This is a genomic window from Algibacter luteus (genome assembly GCF_030344935.1).
Lineage (GTDB): Bacteria > Bacteroidota > Bacteroidia > Flavobacteriales > Flavobacteriaceae > Arenitalea > Arenitalea lutea.
This window is the reverse complement of record NZ_CP128313.1, coordinates 2304874-2327742: the sequence shown is the minus strand read 5'-3', so window position 1 is coordinate 2327742 and position 22869 is coordinate 2304874. Positions and strand designations below refer to the sequence as shown.

Annotated in this window: 20 protein-coding genes; 7 read left to right on the top strand and 13 right to left on the bottom strand. The window is 28.9% G+C overall.

The window, feature by feature from the left end; genetic code table 11:
• Positions 1 to 9: 9 nt before the first annotated feature.
• Complete coding sequence (locus O5O44_RS09760) at positions 10 to 1509, top strand: AMP-binding protein (RefSeq protein WP_289194186.1); 1500 nt, start codon at positions 10 to 12, stop codon at positions 1507 to 1509.
• A gap of 3 nt (positions 1510 to 1512) precedes the next feature.
• Entirely contained in the window at positions 1513 to 1761 is a 249-nt protein-coding gene (locus O5O44_RS09755; protein ID WP_019388724.1) for an acyl carrier protein, read from the top strand.
• A 21-nt stretch (positions 1762 to 1782) separates the two neighbouring features.
• Here the strand turns inward: O5O44_RS09755 and O5O44_RS09750 are convergent, their stop codons facing one another.
• The 5 genes from O5O44_RS09750 to O5O44_RS09730 all read right to left on the bottom strand — a co-directional run bounded on the left by O5O44_RS09750 (position 1783) and on the right by O5O44_RS09730 (position 6595).
• On the bottom strand, positions 1783 to 2565 hold the full coding sequence (locus O5O44_RS09750) for a formyl transferase (protein WP_289194185.1): 783 nt from the start codon (positions 2563 to 2565) through the stop codon (positions 1783 to 1785).
• Between the two features lie 30 nt (positions 2566 to 2595).
• Positions 2596 to 3840, bottom strand: a complete 1245-nt coding sequence (locus O5O44_RS09745; RefSeq protein WP_289194184.1) for a GNAT family N-acetyltransferase — start codon at positions 3838 to 3840, stop codon at positions 2596 to 2598.
• A 6-nt stretch (positions 3841 to 3846) separates the two neighbouring features.
• Positions 3847 to 4596: a class I SAM-dependent methyltransferase gene (locus O5O44_RS09740; RefSeq protein WP_289194183.1), complete on the bottom strand. Its 750-nt coding sequence runs from the start codon at positions 4594 to 4596 to the stop codon at positions 3847 to 3849.
• 24 nt (positions 4597 to 4620) lie between these two features.
• Positions 4621 to 5694: a peptidoglycan bridge formation glycyltransferase FemA/FemB family protein gene (locus tag O5O44_RS09735; RefSeq protein WP_289194182.1), complete on the bottom strand. Its 1074-nt coding sequence runs from the start codon at positions 5692 to 5694 to the stop codon at positions 4621 to 4623.
• Positions 5695 to 5989: 295 nt separating this feature from the next.
• A complete protein-coding gene (locus O5O44_RS09730; protein ID WP_289194181.1) occupies positions 5990 to 6595 on the bottom strand; it encodes a sugar transferase in 606 nt (201 codons plus the stop codon).
• Positions 6596 to 7108: 513 nt separating this feature from the next.
• Between O5O44_RS09730 and O5O44_RS09725 the strand changes: the two genes are divergently transcribed.
• The 5 genes from O5O44_RS09725 (at position 7109) to O5O44_RS09705 (ending at position 12126) form a co-directional block, all read left to right on the top strand.
• Positions 7109 to 7855, top strand: coding sequence for an SDR family NAD(P)-dependent oxidoreductase (locus tag O5O44_RS09725; protein ID WP_289194180.1), 747 nt, complete (start codon positions 7109 to 7111; stop codon positions 7853 to 7855).
• 7 nt (positions 7856 to 7862) lie between these two features.
• Positions 7863 to 8681, top strand: coding sequence for an SMP-30/gluconolactonase/LRE family protein (locus tag O5O44_RS09720; protein ID WP_289194179.1), 819 nt, complete (start codon positions 7863 to 7865; stop codon positions 8679 to 8681).
• 4 nt (positions 8682 to 8685) lie between these two features.
• On the top strand, positions 8686 to 9924 hold the full coding sequence (locus O5O44_RS09715) for a glycosyltransferase family 2 protein (RefSeq protein WP_289194178.1): 1239 nt from the start codon (positions 8686 to 8688) through the stop codon (positions 9922 to 9924).
• A gap of 41 nt (positions 9925 to 9965) precedes the next feature.
• A complete protein-coding gene (locus O5O44_RS09710; RefSeq protein WP_289194177.1) occupies positions 9966 to 11261 on the top strand; it encodes an ATP-binding protein in 1296 nt (431 codons plus the stop codon).
• Between the two features lie 94 nt (positions 11262 to 11355).
• Entirely contained in the window at positions 11356 to 12126 is a 771-nt protein-coding gene (locus O5O44_RS09705) for an SDR family oxidoreductase (RefSeq protein ID WP_289194176.1), read from the top strand.
• 79 nt (positions 12127 to 12205) lie between these two features.
• Here the strand turns inward: O5O44_RS09705 and O5O44_RS09700 are convergent, their stop codons facing one another.
• From O5O44_RS09700 to murJ, 8 genes are read right to left on the bottom strand one after another with little or no spacing between them, the layout of a single operon-like run.
• Positions 12206 to 13348, bottom strand: coding sequence for a glycosyltransferase family 4 protein (locus O5O44_RS09700; protein WP_289194175.1), 1143 nt, complete (start codon positions 13346 to 13348; stop codon positions 12206 to 12208).
• Between the two features lie 3 nt (positions 13349 to 13351).
• Complete coding sequence (asnB, locus tag O5O44_RS09695; protein WP_289194174.1) at positions 13352 to 15253, bottom strand: asparagine synthase (glutamine-hydrolyzing); 1902 nt, start codon at positions 15251 to 15253, stop codon at positions 13352 to 13354.
• Positions 15254 to 15274: 21 nt separating this feature from the next.
• Positions 15275 to 16459: a glycosyltransferase gene (locus tag O5O44_RS09690; protein ID WP_289194173.1), complete on the bottom strand. Its 1185-nt coding sequence runs from the start codon at positions 16457 to 16459 to the stop codon at positions 15275 to 15277.
• Positions 16434 to 18290 carry an asparagine synthase (glutamine-hydrolyzing) gene (gene asnB / locus O5O44_RS09685; protein ID WP_289194172.1) on the bottom strand — a complete coding sequence of 619 codons (1857 nt, stop codon included), beginning with the start codon at positions 18288 to 18290 and terminating at the stop codon, positions 16434 to 16436. Before asnB (O5O44_RS09685) ends, O5O44_RS09690 begins: the two co-directional genes overlap by 26 nt.
• A 27-nt stretch (positions 18291 to 18317) precedes the next feature.
• Positions 18318 to 19277, bottom strand: coding sequence for an ATP-grasp fold amidoligase family protein (locus O5O44_RS09680; protein WP_289194171.1), 960 nt, complete (start codon positions 19275 to 19277; stop codon positions 18318 to 18320).
• Between the two features lie 20 nt (positions 19278 to 19297).
• Positions 19298 to 20392 (bottom strand): glycosyltransferase, encoded by a 1095-nt coding sequence (locus O5O44_RS09675; protein ID WP_289194170.1) that lies wholly within the window; start codon positions 20390 to 20392, stop codon positions 19298 to 19300.
• A complete protein-coding gene (locus O5O44_RS09670; RefSeq protein WP_289194169.1) occupies positions 20389 to 21525 on the bottom strand; it encodes an O-antigen ligase family protein in 1137 nt (378 codons plus the stop codon). The genes O5O44_RS09675 and O5O44_RS09670 overlap by 4 nt, the downstream gene beginning before the upstream one ends.
• Complete coding sequence (gene murJ, locus O5O44_RS09665) at positions 21522 to 22862, bottom strand: murein biosynthesis integral membrane protein MurJ (protein WP_289194168.1); 1341 nt, start codon at positions 22860 to 22862, stop codon at positions 21522 to 21524. Before murJ ends, O5O44_RS09670 begins: the two co-directional genes overlap by 4 nt.
• Positions 22863 to 22869: the final 7 nt, after the last annotated feature.

The window sequence follows — 22869 nt, the reverse complement described above, 5'->3', positions numbered from 1 at the left end:
AAAACGCGTATGAATTTATTATATAGTTTACACAATTCATTTCTAAAACATCGCAAAAAGAATGCATTTTGTATAAATGATGTTTTTTTTACGTATCAAGATTTACTCAATAGTATTTCTCAAATCCGAGATAAAATTGTTTCGAATATAAATACACCTGAAAAACACATTGGTCTGGTTACTAACAATGATTTAGTAACATATGCATCTATATTCGCATTATGGATGGAAGGGAAAGCATATATTCCTATAAATCCTAACGCTTCAAAAATTAGGAATGTAGAAATTTTGAAATTAATCGATGTAAAACATGTATTGGATTCAACTGAAATCTCAGACTATTCTGATTTTAAGGTTTTAAATACAAGTTTTTATAATAAATTTAAAGGTGCTCCTTTTGAACCTATAAAATTTAATAAAAAAAATAATGCCTATGTATTATTTACTAGCGGCAGTACAGGTGTTCCTAAGGGAATTCCTATAAGTTTTAAAAATTTAAATGCATTAGTAACAGCATTAGACGAAGACGAAGAATACAAATTAAATGCCGATGACAGATGCCTCCAAATGTATGATTTAACATTTGATGCGTCATTAACTGCAATTTTACCAGCGTTATTAGCTGGCGCCTGTTTGTACACAGTTCCTTCTAGTGCAATAAAATATTTCTACATCTCAAAGCTATTATTAACGCATAAATTAACGGTGTTAAAAATGGTGCCATCCATTATTTATTACTTAAGACCATATTTTGCTGAGATTCATGCTCCTTACGTTCGCTATTCAATATTTGGTGGAGAAAAGTTGTATAAAGATGTGGTAGAAGAATGGAGGGCATGTGTTCCTAATGCAACGTTATTAAACCATTATGGACCAACAGAGTTTACAGTTTGTAGCCATTATTATAAATTAGAACTGGAAGCTCTGAAATCGCATAAAGGAGTGTTATCAATAGGAAAACCATTTAATAAAGTTGAAAGTGTCTTATTAGATTCTGAAAACGATATAGTAAGTAATAATATTGAAGGTGAGTTGTGCTTATCAGGAGAACAATTAACAGCTGGATATTGGAAAAATGATGCTTTAAATTCAAGTGCATTTTTTATGCATAAAGTTAACAAGGGTGTTGAAAAACGATTTTATAAAACTGGTGACTTATGTATTAGAGATCATGATGGTTATTATATGTATGTTGGAAGAAAAGATTTTCAAGTAAAAATAGGAGGTTATCGTGTTGAATTGGGAGAGATTGAATATCATGTGAGAAAGCATGAATCAACAAAATCTAAAAATAGTCTTGTAATAGATGTAAAGAATTCAAATAATAGCGACGAACTTGTTCTTGTTATAGAAAGTCCTAAATTTAACACCGATAATTTATTAGACTATTTAAAACTCAATCTAGTAGAATATATGATACCTAAAAAAGTATTTTTTATTGATAGTTTACCACATAACAATAATGGTAAAATTGATAGAAATACATTAAGGAACCTAATAGTAAATTAAAAAATGAATAAGGAAGAATTATTATCAAAAATAAAGAAGTCTTTTGTTAGAGTGCTCGAGCATAATAATTTTGAGCTAAATAATACTACAACAGCTGAGGATGTAGATGGATGGGAGTCTATAACACATATGCTTATTATGACTGATATTGAAAAGTCTTTCAATATTAAATTCAAACTCATGGACTTAATGTCTATGGAAAATGTGGGAGATTTGCTTAATACAGTTCAAAAGGAAATTGAAAATCAATAATATATATTAAAACTTGGAATTTTATTTTATTCCATGAACCCATCTGTTATATAAATAAAACCAAAGTGTAGGATGGTAGTATAAGTCATTACTAATTTGCTCTTTGGTATTAACTTTAGGTTTAAGACTATTTAATTGAATATCTCGAATAGATTTTTTTAGTAATGGTAAGGCTTTTGCTAATTGAAGAAATGTATAAGTCATAAAATTATCCTTATGAGTAATACTATCTGTTATGTTTTCTTGATACAATATATTTCCTGTATCGATGCCTTCATCTACTAAATGCACAGTAACACCACAATTATCTTTATCATTATTAATTAAGGCCCAATATGCGCCATGTAGCCCTCTATATAGCGGAGTTATACCAGCATGAATGTTAATAAATTTGGCATTAACACATTCTAAGGTTTTTTTTGATAGTATTCTGGTTGTTACAATTACAACAATATCAGGATTTAATTTTTTTAGAAGTTGGCGTCCTTCATCGGAGTTTATTGATGCGATTTCAACGGTTTTTTCTCGATCAAAATCTACCTCTTTAATATTGTTTTTAATTAGTATTTCTTGAATTCTTTTTTTGGAAGTAGCATTTATATATGAGACCGCCACAACTCTAAATAATAATTGTCCTAATACCCGAATGAATCCTAACTTTTTAATTCTTCGTTTAATTAATTTTGAAGTGCTTATTCCGTTATCAACAATTATTTTATCCACATTAAATTCAGACTCCAAACTTTGATAAACCATCTTGGGATAGTTCCAATCGCCAACAAGCATAATGATTTTTTTATTCATAAAAAGTACGTCTAAATTGTTTCAGGTGAGTTAAGTGGATTCTATTTTTATTTGCTGAAATGTAGAGTTACATGATAAAATATATACGTTATTTTGATTTTTGAATTTATAGATTTCAATTTCATTTTGGGGTTTGATTACAAGATAAAGAAAGTCATTGATATCTTTCTTTATAAAATTATAATTAGAATCATTTTGAATATCTATTAACATTAATTCGTCTAGACTAGGAAGTTCTTCAAGTTTATTAATTTGAATCTTTTTTTCTGATTTTGAATTTTTTCCGTTTTTAAAAACATAAGTAAGTTTATGGAATCTCGAATTGATTCCTATATTCCTTAAATAAGCCTTAAATTCAAAGAATTTATGATGCAAGTGTGCATTAAAACTAGAAATTAAAGACGTTTTATCATAAATTATATGATATTCAAAATCGTATTCTTTTGTACACATTCTTTTTTTGTAATCAAAATATCCTTTTGAAAAATCTAATGTTTTTATGTTGTTTTCAAAACACCAATCTAGCAATTTTAAATTGTTAACATAACCAAGATTGAATTTTGAATAATCAATATCGAATACGGTAATAGCGTCGATTACAGAGTCTTCTGTGTGATAATTGTATGTAATTGCAATGGGTTTGTAATTGTCGTAGATTACAAATAGTGAAGCCTTCTTCTCTAAAATTAATGGATAAGCAACTTCTTTATAAAAATTCCATTCATTAGGCAGCATATTATTATAAGTAATTTGCTTGTCTGAATACCTTTTTTTCAACAGTTTCATGAAATCATCAAACAATTGGTTGTATTCAGTTTTGTCTATTTCGCCTAAAAACATTTTATATGAAAGATTGAAACAACGCTCTAAGCGATTAGTAAACTTACGCATTTTCATTCTGGTGTTTTTACTAAAAGTTTTTAAGAGGTAACCTTCAATATTATTAAATTGTTCTATGTTAATTAAAAACCCTGTGTATTGTAAAGATTTTAAAACACCTACGTTTTTTGGAACTGTATTTTCATCCATTAAATGAGGTAAAACATCATAAATAATTAGGGTTTTATTTTTGAAATCTGAAGTATTGTTTAATGAATAACTATTACCTTTTGTTAAATTTTTTCCGATATTAAAATAATTGGGAAGCCAATTGTGTTTATAAAATACTATTCCTTTAATAAACTTGAAAGCTTGAATATTGGAATTTGGAATAAAATGATTTTTCCAAATAGTTTGGAACGTATTATTAGTAAAGGGGCTATTTTTTGTATTCATATTAAACTAAAACACCTTTGTTGATTCAATTTCATTTCTTTTGCAGGCTATATGAATATGGCCAACTTTATCTTCTCCATTAACTTTTGTTTTAATTTCGATAATAGAGAAACCATTGTTTTCAAGAATTTCCACGATTTCTTTTTCCTTTAACCATAAGTTAAGTGGTTGGTTTTTGTTTAAGAATCGCCAATTAAACTTATTGTTTATTTTTAACCAAGGTAATTCGTTTTTTGAAATTTTATTGTTTTTGAAAACCCTTGAAAAATTCACAATAGCACTTAGTATTGGATTATACCATTTAGAATCCCAATTTAAAAATGAAAAAAGATAAACCGCATTTGCATTACCAATTCTATGCGCTTCTTTTAACCCTAAATGCAATGTGTCTCTATCTAAAAAACAAAGAATTTGCTGTAAATAAACTAAGTAATCAAATTGATTATCCTTATAAACATCCAAGTTTGTTGCATCTGCTGTATTAAATTGTATTGTAGAATTAGAATGAAATTTCTTTTCATTACATATGGCTATCATTTTGTCAACATAATCAAAGGCATATAAATCTTTATATCCCAATTTTTCAATTTCAAAAATTATTCTACCACCTCCAGTACCAGCTTCAATAACTTTAGCCGCTTTATTTACTAGATACTTTTTTATAAAATATTTTTCGATAGGGAGTAAACCGTAGTTTTCAGACCATGCTTTTAATAATTTACTTGAATATAGATCTTTATTTAAATTTGGGCGCAAGAGAGAAAATTTTAATTTAACATATTAACTATGATGTTCTTTGTACCGATATAATGGAAAAAAGGATGAAGCCGTATAATTAACTTCATTTTGTTTACAAAGTTCATAGTAAACTCTATTGTTAGCAACGAGTTTCCATACAAAAAATGGATGGTATTCATCTGAAAATAGTGACTTAAATCTAAATAGCGAATCATTTTCATTCGCACCTAAACCACCACCTAAGTTAAAATTTTTATAGCCTTCTTCAGTTGCTTTGATTCTCATTTTATCAATAATAAACTTTATAGGATTTAAATCTAAATAGTCTTCATTAGCTCCAGCAAGGTGATACTGTACCATTTTTTTAGTTTTTATAAACATACCTGCAGCAATGGTTTTATTTGTACTTTTTTCGATCGCCAATAGTATTTCGGTTTTAAAATCCTGGGATGAAACTAACTTTTGGAAATAATCGTCGCTAAAAAAATAATGCTTCTTAGCATTGATTCGTTTCATGTTATCATAATATAAAGATTTAAAAGCCTCTATTTCTTCTTTAGTTTCAGCAACTTTAACTGTTAAAAGCTTATTAGATTTATTAATATGAGTTTTTAATCGTCTACTGTATTTTTTTCTTTGTTCTTCTATGGGTAGCGATAAATTTATATTTACAATTTTCCCCAAATATGTCAATTCCCCAAATTCTGTTGTTGTTTCTGAGGCCGTAGATTCGCCTAAATTTGAAAAAAGTATGTTTTGAAATTTTATATAAGGGTTCAATCTCATAAAAACGCTCACAATTTTTTTTGTTTTAAAAAAATCAAGTAAAACTTCCTCGTAATGTGTAGTGTCAAAATTATCAGGTAATTTACTTCCAATATGTCCTGAGTAGCCGTAAACAGAGACGGCATCAAAATATTCGGAGTTTGGTATTTTTCTAATTAATAAAGGAAGTCCAATGTACGTATCTTTATTCGTGTATTTAATCAATACAGCAGTATCAGATTCCGATTTTGAAATATGGTGATAATCATAAGTATGATAGAAATCATAATTATTTACGCTCTTCAAAAAATCATCCCATTCTTGTTTTTGGGTTATAATTTCAATTTTCACTAAACTAATCTGCTATTAATTATTAATTCATTAGTAAATAAAACAATTCTAATAGAAACTATTATTATCTATGAATATCTTATATAATTTAATGTTTTAAGAGTAAATATAAATATTCTCTTAATTTTAATTCTTGAGGGATTTGCTATAAATGTATCTGATTATTTTTTAAAATAGTCCGATTGTCTGTTAAAATTTAGTTTATATAATATGTCTATACTTTATTCAATTATTGATTGTCATTTGATTATTTAATAATTACCTAAATTTTTAAAAAATAATCACATTTAAATTACTAATTATTGCCTAAAAAAGGAGCCATATTTAAGGTTTCACTGGCATTAATATCTTTTCTCAAAAGTACTTTTTTGATAGTTAAAAGTATAATTCTTAAGTCGGTTACAAATGAAATGTTATTAACATACCAAACATCCATTTCAAATTTCTCATCCCAAGAAACCGTATTTCGACCATTCACCTGTGCCCATCCTGAAATACCTGGCTTAACATTATGTCTTTGTTTTTGAAATTCGTTATAAAGTGGCAAATATCTCACTTCTAATGGTCTAGGACCAATCAAACTCATATCGCCTTTTAACACATTAATAAGCTGTGGCAATTCATCAAGAGAAAACTTTCGTATAAAATCTCCAGTCTTAGTAACCCTCATATTATGTGGTAATAAAACTCCATGCTCATCTTTTTTATCATTCATAGATTTAAATTTTATTACCTTAAAAATTACACCATGCTTACCTGGTCTTGGATGTAAAAAAAATGGCGTGCCATTAAAACTTATAGTTAAAACTATAATTAAAAGTATGATTAGCGGAGATAAAATTATTAATCCAATTAATGATGCAATAATATCAAATATTCTTTTAATGAAATTTTTATACATTTTAATTTTTAATCTTTATTGAAGCAAATGTACATTTTCAGTATTGCAATACTAAATATTATCGTTTAAAAATATAAATTTTCATTTAAAAGGTAATTAATTGTTATTTTAATAGGGGTTTAGGCTATATCTAAAAAAATATAGTTTTAAAGTTTACTTTCCTATCCGCTAAAACTATTAGTTCATATATATTTGCAAGAATTATATTGTTAATGATTAATCGGAGCAGATTAAGGATTTATTCATTTTTTAATAAGTGATAATAGTCCTTTTATTTAGTAATTAAAATATAATCAAAGTTTCGGCTTAAATGTTTAAAGCAATAAATTAGCGTTTTTTTCAACTGTTTATTTATATAAAAAAGTGATATAATCTTTAATGTATTAACTTAAAATTATATTGTTTGCCATTTAAACGATTTTTATTTCATTATAAAGAATAATCATACATACTAGGTATAAATAAATTAGATTTGAATGATGGCTTGTTTAATGCTTTATAAATATAATTGCGATGAAAACAGTAATGATTTTAGGAGGAACTAAAGGAGTAGGAAATGAAATACTTAAGACTTGCGTAAAAAAAGGTTATAATGTTTCGTTTTGCGGAAGAAACCTTGCTGAGGGCAATAAAATTATAGACTCGTTACAGGCAGAAAACAAACTTTATTTTCATCAATTAGATTTAAATACTATTAATGGGATTGAAAATTTTTATAAAGAAACCATTAAGCGATTTAAAAAAATTGATGCACTAGTATTGTATTCAGGAATTACACCAATAGCTTCTATTGTTGATACAGACGAGGATACTTTTGATAGTGTTTTTAACGTAAATCTTAAGGCACCATATTTTTTATTGAAACATGTATTAAAATCTATGATGGAGCATAATTCAGGTTCTATTATATTTTTCGGATCTGCTCATATGGATTACGGTATGAAGGATAGAGCAGCCTACGCGCTTACTAAAAGCACTTTATATACGTTGTCTACTCATATTGCGCATCATTATGCACAACACGGTATTCGCTCAAATTATGTAGTTATGGGTTGGACTAATACAGAAGGTGAACTTAAATTACGAGAACAAGAAGGAATAAGTGAAGAGGAATTAAAACGTGAAGCAGCACAAGCTTTACCAATGGGACGTATGTTGAATAGATTTGACCCTGTTCCTGCAGTAATGCATTTTATCTCAGATAATTCTGCGATGACAACAGGTTCAATAATGCGAATAACGGGAGGCGAATATATTTAATGATTTTATGAATCCAAATTTAATTTTTCATTCCAATTCAGAACTCTTAGAAGGACCTGTTTTTGATTTAGACAATAACTTACTATATTTTGTTTCAATATTAGATTGCTTGGTTTACTGTTATAATCCTTCAACCAAAGAAATTTTGAGTGTAAAATTAGATTCGCCAGTTAGCTGTGTGTTTTTTAAAGAAAGAAAAAAAATAATTGTATCTTCTAAAGATGGGTTTTTTGAAATAGATTTTAATACATTAAAAAAGCATTTCGTTTTTCAATTGGATATTGAAGATTTCGTAAGATATAATGATGGCATTACTGATCCCGTGGGAAGATTTATCATAGGGACTATGGGTTACCCAGAGGTTAAAAATAATATAGGTAATGTTTACTCGTATTTTAAAGGAGAGAGTAAAACTATAATTGAAAATACAACAATCTCAAATGGTTTGGCATTTTCACATGATGGCAAAACACTCTTTTTTATAGATACACCTACAAATAAGGTTGCTAAATATGCTTATGATTTGAAAACAGGTGAAGTAGAGTTTCAATCGCATGTTATAGAATTTAGAGAAAAAGGAAGTCCCGATGGTATGTGTATGGGTAAAGATAGCATGCTATGGATTGCTGAATGGGGTGGCGGTTGTGTATCAAAATGGAATCCCAATAACGGAGAATTGCTTGAAAAAATAAATCTACCTTGCACAAATGTTACTTCATGTTGTTTTGATAATAAGTCAAATTTATATGTCACAACGGCAAAAGCTAATAAACCAAACGATATTTATGGCGGAGGGTTATATTATATAGAATTAAATAAAATTTAAATTTATGAATACTGTTGATATTAGCGTCATTGTTCCAATTTTTCGAATTGAAAAGTACTTACCCGAATGCATTGAAAGTCTATTAGATCAATCTTTTTTAAATTTCGAATTGATTTTAGTTGATGATGGAAGCCCTGATAATTGCCCGAAAATTTGTGATGATTATGCTAAAAAAGATTCTAGAATCCATGTTATTCATAAAAAAAATGGCGGATTATTAAGCGCAAGAAAAGCAGGATTAAAAGAAGCTAAAGGAAAATATATTGCTTATGTTGATGGAGATGACTGGGTAGATAAATTTTATCTAGATACCATGTTTAAGCTAGCGGAAGCCAACGAATCTGATTTAGTTGTTACTGGTCATTTTAGAGAATTTGATGGAAAAATAGAAACCATTAAACCAAAAAACACAGGTATTTATAATGAGGAGGAGTTAAGAACTTCAATAATTCCAAATGCTATTTACAATGGTGAGTTTTGCGAACATGGAATATCTACATACGTATGGAATAAACTTTTTAAAAGAGAATTGCTAAATCAAGTTTTATTTGATGTTCCCAACGAAATTATCATGGGAGAAGATGCGGCAATAACCTATGCTTACTTAGGGTTATCAAAAAGTCTTGTTATTAGTAGAATACCGCTATATTATTACAGGCAAAGACATGATTCTATAGTAAAATCAATCGAAAACCCAAAAACTGAGTATTATAGATTAGGTTTATTAATGAATTTTTTAAAACTAAAATTAGAGCAGGTACTTGATGAAGATAACCTGAATAAACAAATAAAGTATTATCTCTACTCTCAAATATTGATTAGATCTGGAGGATTAATTCAAGATATAGCAGGTTCGGTATATTTTAATCCATTTTTAAAGGTAAACAAAGGGTCGAAAGTTGTAATCTATAGTTCAGGTTCTTTTGGTCAACACATCCTATCAACAAATGTAAAAGCCAGTTTTTTCCATGTTATAAAATGGATTGATGTTGATTATCATGATTTAAATATAGGAAGCAATTCCGTTAAACCTATAAGTTCAATATCAAACACCGAGTTCGATTATTTAATAATCGCAACAATTAATCCAACAACTTATGCGTCTATAAAAACGGAGTTAGGGTTAATGGGAATAGATAAAAAGAAAATAGTAAAAGTAAATACAAACGAAGAAGATATAACTAACCTATTGAGTTATTTAGGTTTCAATGAAGATTTTAAATATGTTGAAACTAGTGAATAACTAAAATTTAGGTAGTAATAACTTTATTTAACTTAAGTATAATGAATAAAAAACTTATAATATTAGGCGGAAACCCCGAAACCGCTGTATTAGTAGACATTGCTAATTCTATGGGAATTTATACTATTGTTATAGATCCAGTACCGAATACACCTGCGAAGAAAAGAGCATCGGAAACATATGATATTGATGGTTTTGATATTGATGGCATAGTAAAAGTAGCAAAAGATAGAAACGTAGATGGTGTATTAGTTGGTGTTGCAGATATTTTAGTAAAACCATACCGAGAAATCTGTGAAAAATTAGGTTTTCCTTGTTATGCCAATGAAAAAACTATTGAAGCGTTTTGCAGTAAAGACGGCTACAAGAAATATTGTGCTAAGCATAAGGTACAAGATATTCCAGGGATATTTTTAACCAAGGATATGGAAGTAAAAGTACCTGAAAATATAAAACTACCTATGATGGTAAAACCAGTAGATAGTGGTGGTGGTGTTGGTATGAAAATTTGCAGGGATGAAGATGATTATATTTCAACTGTTAAAAACGTATTCAAATACTCAAAAAAAGGGGTAGTTATGGTTGAGAAGTATATGGACAGTCACTGCGATGATATGGCTGTTTATTATACTTTTAAAGATGGTATTCCATATTTATCTGCAACTTACGATAGGTATTTAACAAGATTACAAGGTAATTCGAGCCCAATAGCCATTGGAACGGTATATCCTTCAACTTATACAAATCTGTTTTTAAAGGAGGTACATCCAAAATTGTGCGCAATGTTTAAAGATTTAGATGTCCAAACTGGTGTACTAAATGTACAGTTTTTTGTAGAAGACAATGTGTTTTATAGTTACGACCCTGGTTTTAGATTACAAGGGGAAGCACCGCATATTCACCTAGCTCATATCAATGGTTTTGATCATCGAAAAATGCTTATAAACTTTGCTTTAACTGGTGTTTTTGGAGAAGAAGATTTCTCAGAAAAAAACGACTACATGTTGAATGGTCAAATTGCTTGTTCAATATGGGTACTATTAAAAAGTGGAAAAATTGAATCTGTTGAAGGCTTAGAGGAGATGAAAGCTCACAAAAATGTGCATTTTGTTGTTGAGCGTTTTAAACAAGGTGATACGGTTAAGGAAGAATTTTTAGGAACAGAACGACAAGTCTTATATAGAATATACACAGCGGGCGATTCAATTTTTGAAATAAACCAAACTATTGAAGATATTCAGACTATTTTAAAAGTAACAGACCCTGCTGGAAACGACATGGTTATTGAATGGTTGAAGCCTTGGAATACGGACGACTATACTTTTAATTACGAGTAGAATCCTCTAATTACAATCGAAATTATTAATAATGTAATGAATCCTTTTATTGTAAAAAAACAAGTTTAAGGATTGATAATTAAAAACCTATAGAATGCAAAATATTTTAGAACAGTTTAAATTAACCGGTAAGAAAGCCATCGTTGTTGGAGGCGCTGGCGATCTTGGAATAGCTATGGTAGAAGCCATATCTGAAGCTGGAGCACAAACCGTTGTTATTGATTATGATGATCGTGTGTTTGACATGTGCAAAGATTTAAATAAAAAAGGACTTGATGTAAGCCCTTTAAAAGCAGATGTGAGCCAAATTGAACAAATTAAAGAATCATATAAAGCAGCCTTAGACATTTTAGGAGGAACGGTTGATATTTTGATAAATTCTGCAGGAATTCAAAGACGCTATCCAAGTGAAGATTTTCCAGAAGAGGAGTGGAGTAAAGTTATTTCAATAAATTTAGATGCCACTTTTTATTATTGTAAATATGCTGGTAATACTATGCTGAAAAATGGTGGAGGTAAAATTATTAATATCGCTTCATTAATGAGTTTTTTAGGAGGTATTACTATTCCTGCTTATGCAGCTTCCAAAGGAGGCGTTGCACAATTAACTAAAGCATTGTCAAATGACTGGGCGGCCAAAGGTATTTGTGTAAATGGAATTGCACCAGGTTATATGGATACGCAATTAAATACAGCTTTAATTAACAATAAGAAAAGAACTGAAGAGGTATTTATTCGAGTGCCTATGAAAAGATGGGGAACAGGTGAGGACCTCAAAGGTTTAACAGTATTTTTGGCATCACCAGCAAGTGATTATATTACTGGAACGATAATACCAGTTGATGGTGGGTATTTGGGAAGATAATTATTCCATCTAATGAATAAAAACACCACCCCAATCATGGTTGTGTTTTTATTTTAATAATATTTTAAATCTGATTAACTTATTTAGCTAAAACACTATTAATCATGTTTACAAGATTATTATTTATAATATTGACATCGAATCTTTTAGTTGCATAATCTCTACTTTTTTGTCCCATTTCTTTTATTTTATCTGGGTTAGTTATAAAAAATTCCATAGATTCAATTAGAGACTCTAAATTTTGAGTTGGTATTAAAAATCCGTTTTCTCCTTTTATTACCGTTTCTCTACAACCTGGTGCATCCGTGGTAACAATTGGCATTCCAACAGACAATGCTTCTAGAATTGACCTAGGAACGCCTTCGCGATAATATGTAGGTAGTACAAATACGTCTCTAGCGGATAAATGCTCTAATACACTAGACTGAGAGCCGTGAAACACAACAACACCTTCATCGTGTAAACTTTCTAATTCTTCTATTTTAATAGCTGAAGGTGAATTTTGTACCGAACCAATAATGTGAAATTCAGAATCTGGGTATTTTTGTTTTAATACTTTTGCAGCTTCAATAAAAAGATGTGTTCCTTTTTCTTTTATAAGTCGAGTTACAATCACAAAGTTAGTTTTACCGAAACTATTATCTTTTACTCTAAACTTAAATTGGTCTAAATTCACCCCAGAACCGCTTACTATTTCTGTTCTATTTATCTTCTTTAAAATATTTCTTTCAAAAAATAAATTTCGGTCGTCTTTATTCTGAAACACAACTATTTTGTTTTTTCTAATAGATATTTTATATAAAAATTCATTAAGCCGTTGTAATACTTTGGCTTTTAATGATAACCCAGTAAAAGTAAACCCCAACCCTGTTATTAATGATATTACAGGAACTTTACTCATATTAGCCGCAATTGAACTATAAATAACAGGCTTTACAGTATACGGAAAAACAAGATCGATATTATTTTGTTGAATTAGCTCCTTTAAGTTAAATATGGTTTTTAAATCATTAAAAGGGTTTAATCCTGTTCTTTGTAATTTATACTCTAAAGGGGTTATAACCCCATATTCTTTCAAACGTGCTAAAACTTTGTCAGGATAACTATCAACAGCTGTATACACGTCGTAACCTTCTTGAATAAGTCGTTTAATTAAATCTCCTCTAAAATTGATTAGCGAGTTTGCACATGATGCAACTACTAATATTCTCTTCTTATTCATTTCTTATTGTTTTAAATATATATTATTATACCATTTTTGGAAGCAATAAAACGCCCAAACTCTAAAGGTATTATCACGTTTACTGTCTAAATGATTTTGCACTAATGGTATTATTTTATCTAAATTAAAGATACCTTGCTCAGACAAAAACTTGGGTTCAATAAATGATTCTAATTCTTTCTTCAAACTAGATTTTAACCAATTTCCTACTGGAGATCCGAACCCGCGTTTACTTTTCTCTAAAAACTCTTCAGGAAATTGATCTTTGAAAGCTTCTTTTAGAATGTGTTTTTTATTCCACCCATTCATTAAGTACTTTTCGGGAAGCGTATTAGTATAATCCCATATTTTTTTATTTAAAAAAGGTGCTCTACACTCTAATGAATTTTGCATACTGGTTCTATCCACTTTGGCAAGCATGCCACCCTCTAAACTTAGAATTTTATCTACATGTCTGAAATCTGTAAGAGACTCAACTTTATCATTATATAGTTGGTCTTTATATTCGCCGAATAAGTCACTAATGTAATGAGAAGGTACTAAAATTTCAACCAATTCTAATTCAGTATTTGCTAATGAAATAATATCCCAATATTGATTACCATCATAATTAACGGCTTTCAGCATTTTCTTTATTTTAAATCGTTTACCTCTATTATCATTTTTAGTAGCCAATAAATACTTAGAAGTGTTTAAAAGTACATTATGTATTGGTTTCGGAACAATATTGGTGTATTTCGTGTTCATTTTACCAACATAATATTTGTTGTAACCACCAAAAACTTCATCGCCACCATCGCCAGTTAATGCGACTTTTACGTAATCTCTAGTTTTTTTAGAAACAAAATAGGTTGGTAGTGCTGCTGTATCAGAAAATGGTTCATCAAAATTTAATAATATTTCATGAATATTATCTTTTAAATCATCTTCGCCAATTTTAAATTCATGATGATTACTTCCTATTAATTTTGCTACAAGTTGAGATTTATCTGTTTCATCCATTTTAGCCTCTTTAAAACCAATAGAAAACGTCTCAATTTTCTTCTCTGTACCTTGGGATAAGCATAATGAGACAATTGACGAATCTACACCACCGGATAAAAAGGTACCTAAAGGTACATCGGCAATAGATCTGCTATCTACACTTTCATAAACCAAATCTTTAACTTTTTTCTTTGCCTCATCAAATGAAATAGATTGTTCTTTAGGTTTAATTTCTTGGTTGATTTCTTTTATACTTGTTTCATGATTTTCAAAATTATATTCAATATAATGATTGGCTTCTAATTTAAAGATATTGTCATAAATGGAATAGGGCGCAGGTATATAAGTTAATCTTAAAAATAAATTAAGTCCTTTTTTAGAAATTTGTGGCTTGATTGGTAAAACATCAATTATGGATTTTAACTCTGATGACCACAAAAATTGATTCTCGGTATGGGTGTAATAAAGTGGTTTTTCTCCAAAAAAATCACGTGCAATAAAGAGTTTGTTAATGTTCTTGTCAAAGATGCTAAAACCATACATGCCATCTAACCATTTAAAAGATTCAACTCCATGTTTCTCGTAAAGTTTTAATATCACTTCTGTATCACTAGTTGTTTTAAAATGCACTCCAGATGCTTCTAGATCAGACTTTAATGATCTATAGTTATATATTTCGCCGTTAAAAACAATGACAATTTTTTTGTCGTCTGAATAAATTGGTTGTTTACCGGAAGATAAATCGATAATTGAAAGTCTTCTCATAGCCATACCAACACCATAATTATCCTCACAATCAACGGTGAATCCATCTTCATCTGGACCTCTATGAATAATTAAATTATTCATTTGAGTTAAGGCTGATGTTAATTTGTTTTCGTTACAACCTGTTTTATATATTATTCCATTTATACCACACATGCGTTAATTCTTATTTTATAATTAATTTGTTGCATTAATTACATTTATATATTCTTTTAATATTTTGTTTTTTCTGAAATCTTCAGTTCGTTGTAGAACATTCATTTTACATTCATCAATAAATTCTTTATTCGATAAAAAATAATTTATACCTTTTGCCATAAGTTTAGCATTTTTAATAGGAACCAAGACGCCGTAATCTGTAATCATTATGTCTTCTAATGCATGTTCCAGTTTCATGATTTCACTAGGTCCAGATTGGCAATTTGTGGTTAAAACAGGCAAACCGCACGCCATGGCTTCTAATACTACATTAGGAAATCCTTCATGATTTGAGCCAAATATAAACAAATGAGCTTTTTTTAAGTATTTATAAGGGTTAGAATCAAAGCCTGCTAAAATAACTTGTTTTTCTAATTTCAATTTTTTGATTAGCATTTCAAGTTCTTCTTGCATATCGCCTGCACCAAAAATGTATAACCTTATTTTATTATTATCTAACAAACTAAGTGCTTCTATGAGCATACTATGGTTTTTACCAACATCTAAACGGCCAAGTGTTATGAGATTAAAATAATCGTTATCAAAAAAATTATTAATTGGTTCTATTTTCTCTATTTTCTCTAAATCTATTGGGTTGTGTATCACCTTCATTTTACTTGGAGGGACATTAAAATTATTGATAAGATCAAGAGAATTCCCAATAGAATTAGATATTAAAACATCAGATTTTCTGTAGAGCAGTCTAATCATTTTTTTATTAAAAAAAGATTGAAAATTTTTATAGCTATACTGTAAACTGGGAAATGCACGCTCGTTGGTAATAACTTTGAATTTATAATTAGTTAATCTTTTTGAAATTATATTAATAAACGAAGGTCTTGTTAAAAAACTTAAACTGTGAGAAATTTGTAATTTTTTTAATAATCTTGAGTATTTATAGGCTAGTAAGGGAATCTTAATAGTTTTTAGTATGCCGCTTTCGTTAGGATTAGATTTTTCAATAAAATGGATATTTACTTCACTTGGGATGTCATATTTAATTGTTGCATTCATTAAAATTAGATGAACTTTTATATTATTTTCAATACAAAAAGCTAGAAGATGAGATACAGCTCTTTCTGCACCTCCTCCCGATAATGAATAAATTAAAATCCCTAGAGATTTGATGTTGTTGATATTATTTAATTGAAAATCCTTCTCCATTATTTTTAAGCCATTGTCTTAAGATTATTAATTGCCAAATTAGTCCATATCTATTCCAACTTCCATCCATATGTTGATTAATCATTTTTTGAACATCTTTAGGTTTTATTCCTGGTATTTCACTTAAGTTTTCTAAACTAAGTTCAGACAACACAAAGTCTTTCAAATCTGTTTTAAACCATTCTTTAAATGGCATTGTAAAACCTGCTTTGGGTCTATCGAAAAATTCTTTAGGTACATGATTATATAGGACATCTTTAAGAATTCTTTTTTGATTGTTTTTAAAAAATTTAAATTCTGTTGGTAAAGTTCTAGAGAATTCTACAATTCTATAATCTAAAAACGGAGATCGGGCTTCTAATGAATAAGCCATCGTAGCTCTGTCAACCTTAGTATTAATATCCCAGTTTAAATAGGTTTTTAAATCATAATCTGAAACCCTTTCGAAAATGTTTTTATTGTTATGATATAGATATTTAAGTTCTTCAAAGTCTGCTATATTGTCTTCAAACTCAAACCAATTTGAACTTGGACTATAAGTTGTACTCAAATAAGCATCATTTACACTTTCTTCTTTAATAACATTTCCAATAATTTTTAATTTGTAATGTGGAAGACTTTGCAAAGTGCTTGATGCTAATTTACGTAACGGTTTAGGTAATTTATAAATACGATTCATATGTTTTACCCAATTATAACGATGATAGCCAATGAAACTTTCATCTCCTCCGTCACCAGATAAAGCTACCGTTACATGTTTTCTAGTGTATTTTGCTAAAAGCATTGATGGAATTGCAGATGAATCTGAAAATGGTTCATCATAATAATGATGAAAATTTTCAATTAAATCCAAGCCTTCATTATAATTACATTCAATAACATGATGATCCGTATTTAAATGATTTGCAACTTTCTGAGCATAAATACTTTCATCAAAACCTTTTTCATTAAACTTTACCGAAAATGTTTTGATTTTTTCACTCGTCGTTTTTGTTGCTAAAGCTGCCACTAATGAAGAATCTACACCTCCAGATAAAAATACACCGACTGGTACATCTGCAAATAATCTTGTTTTTACAGCATCTGTTGCAATAGTTTCTAATTCTTGTATAGCATCATGATAAGAGCCTTTAAATTTATTGTTACCTTGATAATCAACATCCCAATAGGCTTTATTTTTAAATTCTCCTGTATTTAAATTATAAGTAAAATAATGACCAGCAGGTAATTTCTTTACTTCGTTGAATATTGAAGAGGTATCAGGAATTGTACCCCATGCTAGATATTTTTGAATGGCATTCCTTGAAATTGTTAATCTCTGATTGTTAAAAAGTTGAATTGAAGAAATCTGACTAGAAAATTCGAACTCTTTTCCTTTTAAATAATAATAAAAGGGTTTTTGTCCTAATCTATCTCTTGCACCGAAAAAAAGCTGTTTTTCAACATCATAAATAACAAAAGCGAACATTCCATTCAAATAATCCACACATTTTTCTCCGTATTCTATATATGCTGCACAAATAACTTCAGTATCACTAGTTGTGTTGAAGGCATATCCCTTTTTAGATAAACTCTTTTTTAATTCCTGAAAATTGTAAATCTCACCATTAAAAACAATTTTAATTTTATCTAAAAAACTAAATGGTTGATTTGATCTTGGATCTAAATCTATAATAGATAATCTATTGTGACCGAATGTAATACGTGTATCATTTTTGTATTCATAAGATTTCCAATCCATTTTATCTGGACCTCTAAATGCAGTTCTTTGAAGTTTTGATTTTATTTGATTATCTGAATAGTTTATAGTTGTACCGTATATTCCACACATATTATATAATTTACATTCTTGTAATGATTATAAGGAGCTCGTTTTCATTGGTAACACCAATTTTTGACCTAGTATTTCGTCATATTTTTCAGGAAGAATAGCTCTATTCCCTCCGTCGTGATGAAAAGTTAATTCGCCAAAATATAATTTACCTTCTAAATCGTACCAATCAACACGAACATAAGCGAAATCTTGAGACAATTTTTCAGATAGTTCTAACATTTCATCAAGAGATTTAGGTTTTTCAACATCTTCCTTTGAAGGTTCGGTAGTTTTACCTGCATCTTTTATAGATGTCCATTTATATGGTTCTCTTTCCCATTTAGTATTATACCAATTTCTATAATGATTATTGGAGTTTCTATCAATATCTACTTGAATCATATTTGCTTTTCCATTAAAACAATGAATTTTGTAATCAAATGGAATATCTCCGGTTTTCGTCAATAATAATTTCTCTACAATAATACAGGGTTTAATATTCTTATATTGCCATTCTTTAGATTTATAATAATAATTATGTTTCATTCGTGCCTTTAAGTTTTTTCTAACCTCAACCCAATCAATACTATTTTTATTTTTAACAATTATACCACCGCCACTATCATGATTTGTTTTGATGATAAAAGGGTCGTTAGGCAAATTGTTTGGCTCAATATCATTAACGTTATAGGTTTGAAAATGTAATGGCACTAGATATTCTTCAGATATTTTAGATTTTATATAATCTCTTACAGCAAATTTGTCTGCACACTGAGTATGAAGTGGAGTTCTGTCGTTTAAGATTAACCATACAATTTTTTCATTTAATGTTTTTGGGTTGTTTAAATCAATTTTTCTTCCAAAATTCCTTTCAAATTTGTCGGTTAAATATTTTTTTTCTGGTTTTATATAACACAAGTAAAACTCGTTTAAATCAAGGAGTTTGGAAATAATATAATTTCCGATAATTGTCTTTTTATAAAGATATTTTAATATGCTTTTCATATTTTAAATAATTTGGGTTCTTATTTTGATATACAATAATCAATTAGTTCTTCATATTTATTGATTATTGTAGTTGAATTATATTTTTTATAAACCGAATCATGAACAAGCTGCGAATCCCAATTTTTAGAAGTTGCTAACAAAACTTTATCTTTAAATTCTTCTTCACTATCGGCTATATATCCATTAAGGTTGTTTTCAATAATTTCGTTAATACCACCGGGGGCATTAAATGCCACTGCAGGAGTTCCAACAGAACATGTTTCTAGTAATGCATTTGGGAATCCCTCTACATAAGAACCTTGCAGAAACAAATCACTTTCTGCTAAATAGGTGGCGACTTTATCGGTATATTCAATGTAAACTACTTTGTCTTCTAACTTATAATTCTTTATTTTCTTGAAAATATTTTCTTTCTGTGACCCTTTACCAATAATGGTATAAGTAAAATCGATATCTCTTAATTGATTGAGCACTTTTAAAATTCTAGAATGTCCTTTTCTAAGTTCTAAGCTACCAACAGTTATAAATTTAAAAGTTTTCTTTTTGGTTTGACTAGATTTGTTTTTTTTAATTTCGAAAGATTTAGTAATCGGATTATTAATTACAACAAGATTACATTTTTTTAAATTTGGATGCTGTAGTGCGTCATTATACATGTCTTGCGATTGACATATAATGTAGTCTAATCCTTTATTTCCAATTTTATTTATTATTGAAGGGTAATATCTATTATTTTCTTCTGGATGATCTTTTAAAACGCTTCCAATGTTAACCTCTCTACCAATAAATTTACATTTGGGAAATAGTACAGAAATCATGCCCATATACGCGTTTAAATTGGAAAGCGCACTAACTACAACTACAGGTTTTAATTTTTTAAATAATAAAACACAATCAAAAACTCCTGTAACAACCCTAGGTTTGTTTAGATATACAACATTAATATTTTTAACTTCGAATGCATTATCTTTTTCAAATCCAATAACGACTAAAGTTATATTGTATTTTTGCGCATTAAGATTTTGAGCAACAAATGACATAACCCTTTCTGCTCCGCCCGCGGCCAAGGATGGTAAAATAAAAATTACATTCGATTTATTTTTAACTGTCATTCTGATAATTCTTTTTTTTCGTTATCGTGATCCAACAATTTTAAGTAAAGGAAAATTGAAATAAAAATTGTTGAATATTTTTCAAAATATGTATGTCCTACTAAAAAGGATGTTGCTAATGTTATTGTGAGAAATATATAGTAAAAATTATGATGATAATGCTGAAGACTTTTTATAAGTAGAAAAAGAACTATATACATTAAAAAAGCAAATGCAATAATTCCAGCTTCACCAATTACTAATAAATATAAGTTATGTACACCAGTATCAAGATCAAAACCGAAACCTTGTAAGTTTCTAAACCCGTTACCAAAGAACGGCTGATCCATAATGATATCTGTGAATTGCGCCCAAGTATCAGTTCTACTGTCATCATTTATAGTTTCGGTTTTTACCTCTTCATCACTAAAAATACTCTGTAGTGCAGCAAACCTTGATGGCTGTAATTTTATAGCTCCTGAAATTAAAACGAATGATAATACTATGGCGCCAATAATAGGGGCAGTTAAATTTTTTCTATTCATGAAAACGGCAACTAAGTTAGTAAGCAACCATATTAACACAAAATATCTTGATAATGTTAATATACCTGCAAATGTAAAAACGAGTTGACCTACTAATCTAAGCGGAATATTTTTTACGCCATAGCTTATACTAAAACCAACTAAACATGTTATGGCTGCATAGTTTGGGTTTAAATAAAAACCACTAAACCGCCCATAATTGGCACCAAAATGTGCATCTATATCCGGAAAAAATGCACCATGTATAACAATACTTAAAGCACCAAAAATTGTAACCGTAAATATTTCTTCTATTTTAGAGTCTTTAGCTAATTCAGTGCAACAAACAACAACTATAAGGAATTTTATAAAATAAACTAAATACTCTTCTACAAACAATTCTGGTAAAAATTTGAGACCTGAAATTGCGTAATATGATATACCTAGAAAAATAAATGGTAAAAGAGGTTTTCTATATTCTTTAACAAAAAACACAAAATAAACCAATAAAAGGAGAATAGTTAAGTAACTAGTTAATGCTCCTAATCCAGGATTAATATAAAATAGCGCAAACGTAGGGAAGCCCCACATTATTAAAATTAAAATTAATATTCTTAATATTTTTTTCAAACTAAATTATGTTGATTCTTAAGTTTTAAGGTGTATCTATATAATATCACAGCTCTAACAATAAATACTGTAGTTGTACAAAGAGCAATGCCATATACGCCATAATATTTCATAAAAATAAAATCTAATACCAAATTTAATATAACTGCTACAAATGATACTTTTGCCATGAAATTATTTTCATTTAAACTCGTTAAAAAATTAACTAGTACCATACCGCAAACTGTAAATGGTGCATAAACTAAAAAAATAATTTGTAGCAGTGATACAATCTCTGTGTTTTTGGATGTGAATTCTCCTCGTTCAAATAAAAACTCAATAAGCCATGGCGAAATAATTATAACGCATATCGCTGCTATTGACGTAACTATAAATAATCGTTTTAATGAATAAAAGAGTTTGTCAAATGCTAGTTTTTTATCTTCAATTACCAATTTAGAAAAGTGAGGTAATAACACTTTGCTCATTGATATTATTAATATAGACGTTAAAAATGCGGGGATTTTTAACCCATAATTTAGAGAAGCTATAGAACCTATGGCTAGTTTCGCTGCAAAATATTGATCGGTAACAGGAATAAGTCCTGTTAAAAAGCCTGATGAGACTTTCGCAGGAATTTGTTCAAGCATTATTTTTATATTGGGGCTTTTGAAATTCGGATTTGATAATTTAATTATCTTCTTTGCGAATGCAACTACTAAAATACTTAGAAACTCTAATATAGTACCAATTAATAAGCTTATTGCTAGAATGCTTTCTCCTAGTTGTTCATTAAAAAATGTAATACATATTAAAAAACATATAGGTGTAATAATCCCAATAAATGTAGGTGTTTTAAATTCACCACTTATATGTAAAAGCCCTGATAATAATGAGTTTAAACCCCAGATAAATATACAAGGAACAATATAATAGAATTGGACCTTTATTAAGTTGTAATAAGCTGTAGTATGCCCACTAAAAAAAGTTTCAATAAAGGTATCAGTAAATAAAATTGCAATTAAAGTAAAAACAGCGGAAATTCCAATAGTAATTAAAAATCCTGTGGTCTGAAATGCCCTTAAGTCATTTTCCGATTTTGAAGCTTTAACATAATTTGGGATAAAAACACTTCCAAAAGCACCAATAAAAACATTACTTATAAAACCAGGCACAAGCATAGCAATAAAAAAAGTATCTAAAAGCTCCGACAAGCCAAAAGCTGACGCTACAACAGTTTCTTTATAAAATGCTACAATTTTAACTAAAACCGTTAAAGACCCAACTAAAAGAATATTTTTTAGGACTGTGCTTTTCGAATAGGTTAAAAATAATTGTTTTAAATCAACAAATTTCATTTCGGGG

Coding starts and splice junctions, on each gene's coding strand:
- O5O44_RS09760 (WP_289194186.1), top strand. CDS start 10: ATGAATTTATTATATAGTTTACACAATTCATTTCTAAAACATCGCAAA.
- O5O44_RS09755 (WP_019388724.1), top strand. CDS start 1,513: ATGAATAAGGAAGAATTATTATCAAAAATAAAGAAGTCTTTTGTTAGA.
- O5O44_RS09750 (WP_289194185.1), bottom strand. CDS start 2,565: ATGAATAAAAAAATCATTATGCTTGTTGGCGATTGGAACTATCCCAAG.
- O5O44_RS09745 (WP_289194184.1), bottom strand. CDS start 3,840: ATGAATACAAAAAATAGCCCCTTTACTAATAATACGTTCCAAACTATT.
- O5O44_RS09730 (WP_289194181.1), bottom strand. CDS start 6,595: ATGTATAAAAATTTCATTAAAAGAATATTTGATATTATTGCATCATTA.
- O5O44_RS09725 (WP_289194180.1), top strand. CDS start 7,109: ATGAAAACAGTAATGATTTTAGGAGGAACTAAAGGAGTAGGAAATGAA.
- O5O44_RS09720 (WP_289194179.1), top strand. CDS start 7,863: ATGAATCCAAATTTAATTTTTCATTCCAATTCAGAACTCTTAGAAGGA.
- O5O44_RS09715 (WP_289194178.1), top strand. CDS start 8,686: ATGAATACTGTTGATATTAGCGTCATTGTTCCAATTTTTCGAATTGAA.
- O5O44_RS09710 (WP_289194177.1), top strand. CDS start 9,966: ATGAATAAAAAACTTATAATATTAGGCGGAAACCCCGAAACCGCTGTA.
- O5O44_RS09705 (WP_289194176.1), top strand. CDS start 11,356: ATGCAAAATATTTTAGAACAGTTTAAATTAACCGGTAAGAAAGCCATC.
- O5O44_RS09700 (WP_289194175.1), bottom strand. CDS start 13,348: ATGAATAAGAAGAGAATATTAGTAGTTGCATCATGTGCAAACTCGCTA.
- asnB (WP_289194174.1), bottom strand. CDS start 15,253: ATGTGTGGTATAAATGGAATAATATATAAAACAGGTTGTAACGAAAAC.
- O5O44_RS09690 (WP_289194173.1), bottom strand. CDS start 16,459: ATGGAGAAGGATTTTCAATTAAATAATATCAACAACATCAAATCTCTA.
- asnB (WP_289194172.1), bottom strand. CDS start 18,290: ATGTGTGGAATATACGGTACAACTATAAACTATTCAGATAATCAAATA.
- O5O44_RS09680 (WP_289194171.1), bottom strand. CDS start 19,277: ATGAAAAGCATATTAAAATATCTTTATAAAAAGACAATTATCGGAAAT.
- O5O44_RS09675 (WP_289194170.1), bottom strand. CDS start 20,392: ATGACAGTTAAAAATAAATCGAATGTAATTTTTATTTTACCATCCTTG.
- murJ (WP_289194168.1), bottom strand. CDS start 22,862: ATGAAATTTGTTGATTTAAAACAATTATTTTTAACCTATTCGAAAAGC.